Consider the following 12,891-nt stretch of genomic DNA (forward strand, 5'->3'; position numbering starts at 1 on the left):
CGCCGGGATCTGATGCTGTTGGCCGCGGGCACCCACGGTGACCCGCACACCGTGCTCGGCGCACATCCACATCCTGACGGCACCGAGGTCAGTGTGCTTCGCCCACAGGCGGACTCGGTCAGCGCCCGCGTCGGCGGCACCGACCACACACTGAAGTCGTTGGGACACGGCATTTTCGCCGCAGTACTCCCCTACCCCGATCTCATGGACTACCGCATCCTCACCACCTATCCAGGAGGCCAGACCATTCTCTCCGCCGACGGCTACCGATTCCTGCCGACGGTCGGCGAACTGGACCTGCACCTGATCGGCGAGGGCCGCCACGAGCGACTGTGGGACGTGCTCGGCGCACACCCGCGCCACTACACCACCCTCGACGGCGACGTGGACGGCACCTCGTTCGCGGTGTGGGCGCCAAATGCCCGCGGTGTCACGGTGATCGGCGATTTCGACGGATGGAGCGGGACCACCGCCCCGATGCGCGCGCTCGGCTCGTCCGGCGTGTGGGAGGTGTTCGTGCCCGGCGTCGGGCCGGGCACCAAGTACAAGTTCCGCGTGCACGGCGCGGACGGCCGCACCATCGACCATGCCGACCCGATGGCATTCGCGACCGAACTGCCGCCCGCCACCGCGTCGGTGGTGACCGAGAGCCACTACGTCTGGAATGACCAGGCGTGGCTCGACACTCGCGCGAGCACGGACCCGACCCAGGCGCCGATGAGCGTCTACGAGGTCCACCTCGGTTCCTGGCGCCCCGGACTCGGCTATCGCGAATTGGCCGACCAGCTGGCCGATTACGTGCAGGCCGCCGGATACACCCACATCGAACTGCTGCCCATCGCCGAGCACCCCTTCGGCGGTTCCTGGGGCTATCAGGTCACCTCGTACTACGCGCCCACTGCCCGCTTCGGCTCACCGGACGACTTCCGCGCCTTCGTCGATCGGTTGCACAAGGCAGGCATCGGCGTGCTGCTGGACTGGGTGCCCGCACACTTCCCGCGCGACGAATGGGCACTGGCCCGCTTCGACGGCACACCACTCTACGAGCATGCCGACCCGCGCCGCGGCGAGCAACTCGACTGGGGCACCTACGTTTTCGACTTCGGCAGGCACGAGGTGCGCAACTTCCTGGTGGCCAACGCGCGCTACTGGATCGAGGAATTCCACATCGACGGCCTGCGCGTCGACGCCGTCGCCTCCATGCTGTACCTGGATTACTCACGCCCCGAAGGGGGTTGGGAGCCGAACGTGCACGGCGGCCGGGAAAACCTGGAGGCCGTCGACTTCCTGCAGGACCTCAACAACACCGTGCACCGCCACCATCCCGGCGTGGTCACCATCGCCGAGGAATCCACCAGCTGGCCCGGCGTCACCCGCGGCACCGACGTCGGCGGCCTGGGTTTCACCATGAAATGGAACATGGGCTGGATGCACGACACCCTCGGCTTCCTGCAGCGCGACCCGATCCACCGCTCCTGGCACCACAACGAGATCACCTTCTCGGCGATGTACGCGTGGAGCGAGAACTTCGTGCTGCCGATCAGCCACGACGAAGTAGTACACGGCAAGGGCACACTGTGGACCAGGATGCCCGGCGACGATTTCGCCAAAGCCGGTGGCGTGCGGGCATTGCTGGCTTATATGTGGGGCCACCCCGGCAAGCAGTTGCTGTTCATGGGTCAGGATTTCGGCCAGTTCCGCGAGTGGTCACACGACCGCGGACTGGACTGGCAGGAGCTGGACAACCCACTGCACCAAGGGATTACAACTGCGGTACGCGACCTCAACGCTGTCTACCGCGCCCACCCCGCGCTGTGGAGCCAGGACACCACCCCGGGCGGCTACTCATGGATCGAGGCGAACGACCAAGCCAACAACGTGCTGGCGTTCCTGCGCTATGGATCGGACGGGTCCGTGGTCGCGTGCGTCTACAACTTCTCCGGCTCGGTGCACCGCGAGTACCGGGTCGGCCTGCCCTTCGCCGGGCAGTGGACCGAGATCCTGAACACCGACGCCGCCGAATACGGCGGCTCCGGCGTCGGAAACCTGGGCGCTGTCAAGGCGACTGACGAAGGCTGGCACGGTCGCCCGGCCTCCGCCACCATCGCTCTAGCCCCCAACAGTGCAGTCTGGCTGGCCCCGAACAGCTGAGCCGGCCAGCACGACTTACCTGCTCAGTACAGCGCGGCGGCGAGCTTGCGGCGCGCGGCGACCACGAACGGCTCGGCCTGATCGAACAATTCGAAGAGTTCGAGCAGCCGGGTCCGCGCCTTGGTGCGCTCGTCGCCCGCCGAGCGCTTGACCACGCCGATGAGCCGATCGAACGCGGCCTCCGGCTGCTGGTTCAGCATCTCCACATCGGCGGCGTCCAGCGCGGCATCCACATTGTCGGGATCGGCGTCGGCGGTCGCGATCGCGGACTCCGGCAGCACCTGCGCGCGACCGAGGAACCGCAGCTGACGCAGCGCGCCCTTGGCCTCCTCGTTGCCCGGTTCCGCGGCGATGATCGCCTCGTACGCGGCCTCCGCACCGGCATAATCGCCCTGCTCCAGCGCCGTCTCCGCGGCGACGAAGCGCGGATCCTCGGGCGCTTCCTCTGGCTCCTCGCCGCCGGGCAGCTTGCCTGCCACCGCGTCGATGACCGCGCTCAGCCACTGCCGCACCTGGGCCTCCGGCTGCGCGCCCTGGAAGTCGGCGAGCGGTTGGCCGCCCGCGACCGCGATGACGGTCGGGATGCCCTGCACGCCGAACGCCTGCGCGATCCGCATATTGGTCTCGGCCTCGACGATGGCCAGATCCCAGGCGCCGCCGCTCTCGCCGACCAGCCGCTCGAGCGTCTTGACCAGCTCGACGCTGCCCGGGCTGCGCTGCGAGTACAGCGCTACGACCACCGGCACCTGCACCGAGCGGCGTAGCACCTTGGTCTCGAAGTTCGCCTCGTTCACCGCGTAGTCGCCACCGCTCGCCGCAGCGGGTGCGCTGGCAGGCGGTTGCTTCAGACCGGAGAGATCAACTGCCCCGGACATGGCGGCGACAGCGGCTGGCGAAGGGCGGCGTGCGGCAGGTCGAGTCACGGTTTCCAGTTTGTCACGACGTCGCGGCGGCCGGGGCTCCGGAGTCGGCGGAAACCGCGTTGCTCAGCTCAGCGAGCTTGCCCGAGCGGACCGCCCAGATCTCGAACACGACGGTGAAGAACGGCGGGATGCTGGACAGCAGCGCGAGCACCGTGGTCAGCGCGTTCCAGCCGAGTTCGCGCGCGGCCATGATGGCGGCGATCACGAACAGCACGAAGATGATGCCGTGCGTCATGCCGAACACCTTGACCGGCCACAGCACCGGCTCGGGGAGTCGCTTGAACACCATGCCGACGATCAGGAAAACCCAGGAGATCGCCTCGAGCACCGCGATGAAACGAAAGCGCTTCGCGACAGTACTCAGGTCGAAGACATTGCCCATGCGCACCATTGTGCCGGATGCACTACGACGTGTCGTAGTGGGACGAGTCACATCGAGTGGGCACTGCTCGGCACTCGCGCCGACCCGATTCGTCATCCTCGCGAAAGCCGGGACCAGGACACGACTTTCGTCGCCGAGACAGCACAGCCCCCGCGAAAGTATCCGCGGGGGCTGTGCTGAGAAACTCGATTACACGCGCACGATCAGCGCATCGCCCTGGCCGCCACCGCCGCACAGCGCGGCAGCACCGACGCCGCCACCGCGACGCTTCAGCTCGAGCACCAGGTGCAGCAGGATGCGCGCACCGGACATGCCGAGCGGATGCCCGATCGCGATCGCGCCACCGTTGACGTTCACCTTCGCCGGATCAATACCCAGCTTGCGGGTCGACGCGACACCGACCGCCGCGAACGCCTCGTTGATCTCCACCACGTCCAGGTCGGCAGGCGAAATGCCTTCGCGCGCACAGGCCTTCGCGATGGCGTTGGCCGGCTGGTCCTGCAGCGTCGAGTCCGGGCCCGCGACAACACCCGCGGCACCGATCTCGGCAAGCCAGCTCAGACCCAGTTCCTCGGCCTTGGCCTTGCTCATCACCACGACCGCGGCGGCACCGTCGGAGATCTGCGAGGCGGTGCCCGCGGTGATCGTGCCGTCCTTGCGGAACGCGGGACGCAGCTTGGCCAGCGACTCCGCGGTGGTGTCCGCGCGGATGCCCTCGTCGGCGGCGACCACCAGCGGGTCGCCCTTGCGCTGCGGCACCGAGACCGGGACCACCTCGTCGTCGAAGACGCCGTTCTTCCACGCCGCCGCCGCGCGCTGGTGCGAGGCCGCCGCGAACGCGTCCTGCTCCTCGCGGCTGACCTGACCCACCCCGTCGGCTCCGCCTCCTGCCGTCCCCCTAGCCGGCTCGGTGTCGTTGCGCTGTTCGGTCAGCGCGCCCATCGGCTGGTCGGTGAAGATGTCGTGCAGGCCGTCGTAGGCCATGTGGTCGCGCAGCGTCACGTCGCCGTACTTGAAGCCCTCGCGGCTCTTCTCCAGCAGATGCGGGGCCTGGCTCATCGACTCCTGGCCGCCCGCGACGACGATCTCGTACTCGCCCGCGCGAATCAGCTGGTCCGCCAACGCGATCGCGTTGATTCCGGACAAACAGACCTTATTGACCGTGAGCGCGGGCACATCCATCGGAATGCCCGCGGCCGCGGCCGCCTGCCTGGCCGGGATCTGGCCCGCGCCCGCGGTGAGCACCTGGCCCATGATCACGTAGTCGACCTGCTCGGGCGCGACGCCGCCCTTTTCCAGCGCGGCCTTGATGGCGAAGCCGCCGAGATCGGAACCGCTGAAGTCCTTGAGGCCGCCGAGCAGGCGACCGACCGGGGTCCGCGCACCGGAGACGATCACGGATGAAGTCACGACAAGCCTCGCTATCTTGTTTCGCAGGATTCTGTACTCCACGGTAACCGCAGTGCCCAGGTTGCCGGTACGCAGGTAGCGGCTACCTTCGAGTAGTGAGCAACGTTATGGATTCGGCCGATTTCATCCCCGCGGACTACGTCGTCGCCGTCGACCACGTCGGCGTCGCCGTGCCTGACCTGGATGTCGCGGTTGCCTGGTATGCCGAGAATCTCGGCATGATCGAGACCCATCGCGAGGTCAACGATGCCCAGGGCGTGCACGAGGCGATGCTGTCGCTGCCCGGCGCCCCGGATCGAGGGACTGCCCTGCAGTTGCTGGCCCCGCTCAACGCGGAGTCGACCATCGCCAAGTTCATCGACCGTAACGGGGCGGGCCTGCAACAACTGGCGTACCGCGTCACCGACATCGATGCGGTCTCCGCGCACCTGCGCGCGCGGGGCTTGCGTTTGCTGTACGAGGCGCCGAGGCCTGGAACAGCGGATTCCCGCATCAATTTCATCCATCCGAAGGATGCTGGCGGTGTGCTGATCGAGTTGGTCGAGCCGAACCCGAATGTTACGCACTAGTATCAAGATCGGGCCGGAAAAACTCTTCGGAATCACATTCGCGGTCGAGTCACCATCAGGTCTCTGTAGGCTGTAGTTTGTGTGCCATGTCGTCACCTGAGTCCGATCGCAATCGCTTCGTTGCACTGCCCTTCACCGTTGTGCGCAAGGGTTATGCGCAAGACGAGGTACGCAACTACTTCGACCGCTTCGACGCCGAACTAAGGGTCACCGCTACCGACCGGGATGCTGCTGCGGCACAAGCCCGTAACCTCGCGAGCCAGCTCGAGGATGCGCGTGACGAGATCGACGAGCTCCGCAAGGAGGTCGACCGACTCTCGGTGCCGCCCACCACCGCGGAAGGCATGTCCGACCGCATCTCCCGCATGCTGCGGCTGGCCTCCGACGAGGCCTCCGAGGTCCGTGCCCTGGCACAGGCCGAGGCCGCGGAGATGGTGTCGATCGCGGAGCAGCAGGCCACCGAGATGCGTGGCAAGTACGAGTCGTTGCTGGCCGAAACCAAGGAAAAGCGCGAGGCGCTCGAGATCGAGTTCGAGCAGACCCTGGCCAACGCGCGCACCGAGTCCGCCAAGATCATCGAAGCCGCGCAGGCCGAGGCCGACCGCCTCGGCAAGGAAGCCGATGCCAAGCGCAAGGCGACCCAGCAGGACTTCGAGGTCACCATGGCGGAGCGGCGCACCAAGCTCACCCGCGCCATGGAGGAGCTGGAGGCCACCAGCCGCGCCGAGGCCGCACAGCGGATCAAGGACGCGACCGACGAGGCCAACCGCCTCATCACCTCCGCGACCCAGACCTCCGAGCGCAAGATCGCGCACGCGAAGGAACTGGCCGAGGAGATGCGCGTGCTGCGTGGACGCGTGCTCGCCCAGCTGCTCGGCATCCGCGGCCAGCTCGACTCGGTGCCCGCGATGCTCGCCGCGGTCAACCGGGAAAGCGAACTGCTGGACGGCGTTCCGGACCAGCGCAAGATCGGCAACAACACCAAGCAGGTCGCCGGCTCCAACCGCAAGGCCATCTCCGATGTTGCCGCCGAGGAAGACGACATCGTCGACGAGGAGCGCGAGAACGCCGACATCAGCAACTGACTGACTGACGGCGGGCTAGCCCGCCTCTCCGCGAATTCAGGCCAGACCAAGGTGCGACGACAGTACGTTGGCGGCCGGCGGTGATGGACAGGCTGGGTCAGCCGGTCCCCGGCGAGTTACCCATGTACTCGCCAAATCAGTTGCTGCGTCACCGAATTCAACCTAAGGCCGCCCCTTCGGGGGCGGCCTTCCTAATTCCCCGGGCCCGTCGGGCGGTGCTTACCCGGAATCCGCTGCGCCAACCGGACATTGGGGCATGAATGTCACGTATCGGAGGAATAGCCTCGCCGACAAGGACATTCGGGGCAAACGGCGGCATGACCCGGCACGACACGGGCATTCAGGACGAACGACATCCGCCGGGCGGCACCCGCCTACGACCAGCGCCGGGTAATCCCGCGCGTCTGGCGACCATTCCAGCACCCACGATGCCAATGCCTGCGATCGTCCTCACCGCCGTCGGCGGCCCAGGCGACGATGTGCGCGACGCCGAGTGCGATTTCGTGGTCGCACCCCGGGCAGCGATAGGTCTTCACCGCACGGGCCCCTGGGATGGTGCGAACGACGTAGGTCTCGTCACCGTCCGGGCCCGCCTCCGTCCGGCCGAAGACATCACCGAGCGGTGCGCCGCCCGTCCGCGAGCGGCCCGTTTGACCGTCTGCGCGCGGTTTACGACGAGGCATGCTCCCAGACTATTACCCGGCCGGCGGCGCCTCTGAACGGCCAGTGCGGCAACCGGGAGCGTGCGCGCGGCCAGACCGCCTGGTCAACCGTTCGCCCTGCCGAGATCGGCATGATGTGGCACAGTGGGGCACCGCCCAAATGCCGATCTCGTTGCACACCGGCGATCAGTTTCACAGCAATTTCACCGGGAATACCCTGATCGAGCGCAGCGGAGAACTCGATCATGGAGAGACACCGCACAGACACGGAGGTACGCATGGCCGTCGCCACGATCACGGACGACCGGACAACGGTCGTCGGTCCTCGCTGGTGGCGACCGCGGGTGCCCGCGACCGTCGGCTATCTGGCCGTACTGGTCATCGTCACATCGATCTTCTCCGCGCTGAGCGACTCGGCCCAGTCGAAGGTGGTGCTGCACGCCAGCACCAATCTGCACAACCTGCTCCAGGGCCGCGTCGTCACCCTGCTGTCGAGCGCGCTGGTCATCGGCGACGTCGGCACCGCGTGGTTGATCATGCCGTTACTGGCCTGCCTGCTCGGCCTGGCCGAGCTGCGCTTCGGCGCGCTGCACATGGTGCGCGTCTTCCTGGCCGGACATATCGGCGCGACGCTGCTCGTCGCGGGCGGACTCTGGGTGGCCGTCGAATTCGACTGGCTGCCCGCGAGCGTGCGCTGGAGCGAGGACGTCGGCATCAGCTACGGGTCGATGGCGTTGATCGGCGCGCTGGTCTTCGTCGTACCGAACCGGTTGCGGATCGCCTGGGCCGCAGTGTGGTTCGTCGCCGCCATCGGCGGTGTGCTGCTCGGCCAGAACTTCACCAACGTCGGACACCTGCTGGCCTTCTGCATCGGCTCGGCCGTCGGCTACGGCATGATCCGGACCAAGACGCCGGTCACCCGCCGATTCACCAGGGTGGAACAGGCCCTGCTCACCACCAGCGCGATCCTGGCCGCCGCGATCCTGTTGGGCTGACGACAAGCTCGCACACCCTGTCACCTACAGTGCTTGGGTGCGCCTAGTGATTGCTCGCTGTCAGGTCGACTACGTGGGGCGACTCACCGCCCATCTCGCGATGGCCCGCCGCTTGCTCTTGGTGAAAGCGGACGGCTCCGTCCTCGTGCACTCCGACGGCGGCTCGTACAAGCCGCTGAACTGGATGAGCCCGCCGTGCTGGCTGGAAGAGCGCGGCGCCGCCGACATCCCCGAGGGCGCGAAGGCCCTCTGGGTCGTCACCAACAAGGCAGGCGAGGAACTCCGCATCACCATCGAGGACATCGAGCACGACTCCTCGCACGAGCTCGGGATCGACCCCGGCCTGGTGAAAGACGGTGTGGAGGCCCACCTTCAGGTGCTGCTCGCCGAACACGTGACCACCCTCGGCCCCGGCTTCTCCCTCATCCGCCGCGAGTACATGACCGCCATCGGCCCGGTGGACCTGCTCTGCCGCGACGCCAACGGTGCCACCGTCGCGGTCGAGATCAAACGCCGCGGCGAAATCGACGGCGTCGAACAGCTCACCCGCTACCTCGAACTCCTCAACCGCGACCCGCTGCTCGCCCCGGTGGCAGGCGTCTTCGCGGCCCAGCAGATCAAGCCCCAGGCTCGCACCCTCGCCGAGGATCGCGGAATCCGTTGCCACGTCCTCGATTACGACGCGCTGCGCGGCACCGAGAGCACCGAGTTCCGCCTGTTCTGACGCCGCACCCTTCTTGATTTCCCGCACCTGAAATCGCATGCGATTCTCGGTGCCGGAAATCAGAAGGCGTGCGGCTGTTTGTCAGTCCTCGTAGGGGACGAAGTCCGCCTTGCGTGCGCCGCACACCGGGCACACCCATTCGTCGGGGATGTCGGCGAAGGCGGTGCCCGGCGCGATGCCGCCGTCCGGGTCACCCTCGGCCGGGTCGTAGATCATTCCGCAGGTGACGCAGATCCACAGCTCGACGACCGTGCCTGCGGTCGAATTCTGGGCTGCCGCAACGTTATCGGTCACACCTCGACCGATCCCGTCGGCGCGGCGAGCCCGAACCGATTGGCGCGGCCGAAGGTGCCGAAGTCATCGAATCGGACCCCGTGCTCACGTAAGATCGCCTGACATTCGGCTCTGATCGCCTCGCGGACATAGAACGGGTCACGGACGAGGAAGTGGTGAATAGCATGGGTGCCACCGAAGTTGAAACACAACGCGTGCACCGGCCACAACCACTTGGCCGTCCAGACCTGGGTCTGCTGCAGCACATTGTGCGGCTCGACGTCACCGTAGTAGTGCATGTTCGAGCTGACGAAATGCAGACAGAACGTGCGAATCATATTGGGCGCCAACAAGGTCACCGCAACGAAGTCCAGCGCGTGATGCGCACCCTGGTAAGCGATGCGGCCGCCGAACAGGTCGTAGATATGCAGACCGATCGTGAGATACCAGAGCCCGTAGTGCAATCCAGCGAGCGGAAAGTAGCCGAGCGGAGTCGTCACAGCCAGCCGCCGCGCGTCCTCGGGGTCCTGAGCCGCCTGCGCCACATACGCATGAACGAGCCGGCGCATCCGAAAGGGCCGCATGGCGTAGCCCAGCACGGTATCCAGCAGAGAGAGCAGGCGATGACCACCCCAGCGCTCCCCGCTGGTGATACCGCGCTCCTCCAGATCGGACTCGGTCCCCGACACCTCGTGATGATGCAGATGCAACCGGCGCCGAACCCACGGATTGATCGTGCTCGGCCGAAACACCCAGACACCCAACATCATCGAGTTGTGCACCCACTTGTTCGTACGGAAGTACATCGAGTGGATGAGGTCATGCTCGATCTCGTGCAACAGCGACAACCAGAACGCCGTCACCAATACAGTTGCCCACCAAGGCAATACGCCCGCCACATACAGCGCGGCATCGCCGAGCACACCAGCTATGGCGACCACGAAGATCGCCATACCTATCGCGTCCTGATGGCCGGCGATCCACGGATGCTTCACCCGCCAGCGATCGCCGACCCCCATGATCTGTCCCCGAATAAGCGCGATCTGGTCTGCATCCCGCTCCGCAAGGCCGCGTTCGCCGGGCAGCCGAGTCGCGAATCGCATGGTGTCTCCTGTCGTGAATCGCCGGTATCTGTGTCTGCTACCGCGGCCGACCGATCAGGCCGCCCGCACCTCATTCGCGAGCCCGATGCGGTCGAGGTACCTCTGGATCGGTGCACCGCCTGCACTTCCAGAGTCAGTGCGGCGCAGACGAAACCGGTCGCACCGGTCACCGGGTAGGCGCGCATTCGATCCTCGCTCAGGGGATGGGAACAGGGTCCGTGGCGCACTCGGTGCGCACGGTCGGCTGTTCAGCCGGAGGCCGACCACCTCGATCGAGCGGTGCGGACCGCGAGCCCCCGGGAAACCACCAGTTCCACCGACCCATGATCTGCATCAGGGCGGGCACCAGGATCAGGCGGATCAAGGTCGCGTCGATGATCAACGCGACGGCGATGGCGAAGCCGAACACGCGCAGGCCGGTGACATCGGAAACCAGCAGGCTGCCGAACGCGACGGCGAGGATCGCCGCCGCCAACGAGATCGGTCGAGCGGTCCGCTGCAGGCCGATCGCGACCGAACGACGGTTGTCTCCGGTGGTCCGGTATTCCTCCTGGATTCGGCGAACGAGGAACAGTTCGTAGTCCGTGGACAACCCGAACAGTAGGACGAACACGATCAACGGCACTTGCGGCCAGATCAGCCCTGGGCCGGCCAGGGCGGATACCTCGTCGCCGCCGTCGCCTTGGAACAGCAGCACGGTCAGCCCGAACGACGCGCCGGTTGCCAGCAGGCTCATCAGTATTGCCTTCAACGGCAGGAGCAGGCTGCGCAGCACGAGAACCAGCAGCCCGAACATCATCGCCAACACGCAGCCGATCACCCACCACAGTTTCGCCGAGGTCTCGGTGAGCAGATCGGTGACCAGCGCACTGGATCCGCCGACCAATGCCTGGTGCCCGGGCGGAGCGGCCGCAGGCACAATCTGTGTACGGATCCGCTGCACCAGCCGCACCACGGCGGGCGAGTCCGGTAGATGTCGCGGGATGACCAGCACGGCGGTGAGGTCGACACCGTCGTCGAGCGGGCTGGCCGCGGCGATCTCTGGATCCGCGCGCAGGGCAGCCAAGAGCGGCTTGATGTCCGGCTCGTCGGTGTCGACCGGCCGCCGCAGCAACACGAACACCGTGCCCGTCAAACCAGGCGCGTCTTGGTCCGCGATTTCCTGACCGACGCGGACTGGCGTGCCGGTCAACGCATGCCGTTCCAAGTTGATGCCGAGCCGCATATCGAGCACCGGCGTAGCCGCCAACAGCAGTCCGGCCGTGACAGCCACGGCATACGGCCAGTGGTGCCGCATCAGATGCTCAGCCCAGCGCGCCAGCCGCGGTGGACCTTCGGTCGCGTGGTGGCCGAAGGGAGCGCGACGAGCCATCCATCGGGGCCGCCATTCGAGCCACCGGGTGAGCGACACCAGCGCCGCGGGCAGCAGGGAGACCGAGGCGGCCAGCGCGACTGCGGTCACCGCCATGATGCCGACCGCAGCCTGCACGAATACATGCCAGCGCACCAAGAACAGGGTCAGGCACGCCAAAATCAAGATCAATCCCGAATACACCACCGTGCGCCCGGTCGTGCCCGCCGCAGTGGCGATGGCGTCCTCCGGGTCGGCCCCTGCGGCCAGTTCCTCTCGGTACCGATTCGTCACGAACAACGCGTAATCGATGCCGACGCCCAATCCGACCGCGTTCACTCCGACCAGCAACATTCCGTCGACCGGGAACACCCCGGTCAGCAAGGCGAATGCGCCGAGGGTGGTCACCACCGCCGCGCCTGCGATCCCCGCAGGGACCAGCGCGGCGACGGGAGACCGCAGTCCGACCAGCAGGACGATTATCGCCACCGGTACCGCAACCAGCTCGATGCGCATGAGATCTGCGATCTCTGCCTGCTGTACCGATTGACCGAAGGCCGCGACACCGACCAGATAGGTCCGCACGGCACCGCCGGAAACCTCTTGTGCCGCTTGGTCGATCGCGGCCTGCTGTGCCGGTATCCGGTCCTGGCGGTCCCGGTCGTCACCGGTAATCCCGACCAGCACGTACGCCGCGTGCTCGTCGTGGAACAGCGGGCGCAGTGGCTCCATCGTTTCGGGCATTGCCGTCACCCGGGTGTGTTCGCCGACGATCGGCAACGACACCACACCGGAGATGCCGTCCTGCTCACTCAACGCGATCTTTCCGGCGTCGATCGCGTCCTGGAAGGCCGGGTCGACGGCGCGAAGCGTCGAAGAATGGAACACGGCGATCATCGGATCCTTGCCGAATGTCGGCAGCGCGGCACCCAAGATCTCGCCCGCCTGTTGTGATTCCGAGCCGGCGACCTCGATCGGCGGCGACACCACCGACGTCAATAGATGCGGCAAGCCGAGCAGGCCGACGACGATTGCGAGGAGCCACCCAGCGAATACTCGACGCCGATATCGGGCCATCAGCACGGCCAGTTGCGCCAAGGCATCCTTGCGCATGTCAAGCACACTCCACCCCTTGAGGGCGCTCCGAACGTCGCGGGGGGGGGGCCCCCGGGGGGCCCCCCCCCCCCCCAACACAGGGGGCCGGGGGGGGACCCCGACACCCCCGGGGTTTTTTTTATAGGAAGGAGGCGGTGGGCGTTTGGG

The 12,891-nt window shown here is 66.8% G+C and carries 13 protein-coding genes; 5 read left to right on the top strand and 8 right to left on the bottom strand.

Annotation, left to right across the window (positions count from 1 at the left end; genetic code table 11):
* Positions 1-12: 12 nt before the first annotated feature.
* Positions 13-2,151, top strand: coding sequence for a 1,4-alpha-glucan branching protein GlgB (gene glgB, locus ACIBK2_RS43020; protein WP_396976576.1), 2,139 nt, complete (start codon positions 13-15; stop codon positions 2,149-2,151).
* A gap of 23 nt (positions 2,152-2,174) precedes the next feature.
* Here glgB and ACIBK2_RS43025 read toward each other — a convergent pair whose 3' ends face one another.
* From ACIBK2_RS43025 to ACIBK2_RS43035, 3 genes are all read right to left on the bottom strand, one after another.
* Positions 2,175-3,026 (bottom strand): tetratricopeptide repeat protein, encoded by an 852-nt coding sequence (locus tag ACIBK2_RS43025; RefSeq protein ID WP_396976542.1) that lies wholly within the window; start codon positions 3,024-3,026, stop codon positions 2,175-2,177.
* A gap of 61 nt (positions 3,027-3,087) precedes the next feature.
* Positions 3,088-3,465, bottom strand: coding sequence for a DUF3817 domain-containing protein (locus tag ACIBK2_RS43030; RefSeq protein WP_396976544.1), 378 nt, complete (start codon positions 3,463-3,465; stop codon positions 3,088-3,090).
* Positions 3,466-3,645: 180 nt separating this feature from the next.
* Positions 3,646-4,866, bottom strand: a complete 1,221-nt coding sequence (locus ACIBK2_RS43035) for an acetyl-CoA C-acetyltransferase (protein WP_396976546.1) — start codon at positions 4,864-4,866, stop codon at positions 3,646-3,648.
* 107 nt (positions 4,867-4,973) lie between these two features.
* On the opposite strand from ACIBK2_RS43035, the gene mce reads away from it, so the two are divergent.
* Together mce and ACIBK2_RS43045 are read left to right on the top strand one after the other, a co-directional pair.
* Complete coding sequence (gene mce / locus ACIBK2_RS43040) at positions 4,974-5,435, top strand: methylmalonyl-CoA epimerase (protein WP_396976578.1); 462 nt, start codon at positions 4,974-4,976, stop codon at positions 5,433-5,435.
* Positions 5,436-5,521: 86 nt separating this feature from the next.
* Positions 5,522-6,520, top strand: a complete 999-nt coding sequence (locus tag ACIBK2_RS43045) for a hypothetical protein (protein WP_396976548.1) — start codon at positions 5,522-5,524, stop codon at positions 6,518-6,520.
* 374 nt (positions 6,521-6,894) lie between these two features.
* Here the strand turns inward: ACIBK2_RS43045 and ACIBK2_RS43050 are convergent, their stop codons facing one another.
* Together ACIBK2_RS43050 and ACIBK2_RS43055 are read right to left on the bottom strand one after the other, a co-directional pair.
* Complete coding sequence (locus ACIBK2_RS43050) at positions 6,895-7,203, bottom strand: ATP/GTP-binding protein (RefSeq protein WP_396976550.1); 309 nt, start codon at positions 7,201-7,203, stop codon at positions 6,895-6,897.
* Entirely contained in the window at positions 7,190-7,429 is a 240-nt protein-coding gene (locus tag ACIBK2_RS43055; protein WP_396976552.1) for a hypothetical protein, read from the bottom strand. The genes ACIBK2_RS43050 and ACIBK2_RS43055 overlap by 14 nt, the downstream gene beginning before the upstream one ends.
* A 31-nt stretch (positions 7,430-7,460) precedes the next feature.
* On the opposite strand from ACIBK2_RS43055, the gene ACIBK2_RS43060 reads away from it, so the two are divergent.
* Both ACIBK2_RS43060 and nucS read left to right on the top strand, forming a co-directional pair.
* A complete protein-coding gene (locus ACIBK2_RS43060; RefSeq protein WP_396976554.1) occupies positions 7,461-8,177 on the top strand; it encodes a rhomboid-like protein in 717 nt (238 codons plus the stop codon).
* A gap of 37 nt (positions 8,178-8,214) precedes the next feature.
* Positions 8,215-8,901, top strand: coding sequence for an endonuclease NucS (gene nucS, locus ACIBK2_RS43065; RefSeq protein ID WP_396976556.1), 687 nt, complete (start codon positions 8,215-8,217; stop codon positions 8,899-8,901).
* An 81-nt stretch (positions 8,902-8,982) separates the two neighbouring features.
* Here the strand turns inward: nucS and rd are convergent, their stop codons facing one another.
* From rd to ACIBK2_RS43080, 3 genes are all read right to left on the bottom strand, one after another.
* Positions 8,983-9,195: a rubredoxin gene (gene rd / locus ACIBK2_RS43070; protein WP_396976558.1), complete on the bottom strand. Its 213-nt coding sequence runs from the start codon at positions 9,193-9,195 to the stop codon at positions 8,983-8,985.
* Positions 9,192-10,277: a fatty acid desaturase gene (locus ACIBK2_RS43075; protein ID WP_396976560.1), complete on the bottom strand. Its 1,086-nt coding sequence runs from the start codon at positions 10,275-10,277 to the stop codon at positions 9,192-9,194. The genes rd and ACIBK2_RS43075 overlap by 4 nt, the downstream gene beginning before the upstream one ends.
* 196 nt (positions 10,278-10,473) lie before the next feature.
* Entirely contained in the window at positions 10,474-12,741 is a 2,268-nt protein-coding gene (locus ACIBK2_RS43080) for an MMPL family transporter (protein ID WP_396976562.1), read from the bottom strand.
* Positions 12,742-12,891: the final 150 nt, after the last annotated feature.

The sequence above is a fragment of the Nocardia sp. NPDC050175 genome, from assembly GCF_044459885.1.
Lineage (GTDB): Bacteria > Actinomycetota > Actinomycetes > Mycobacteriales > Mycobacteriaceae > Nocardia.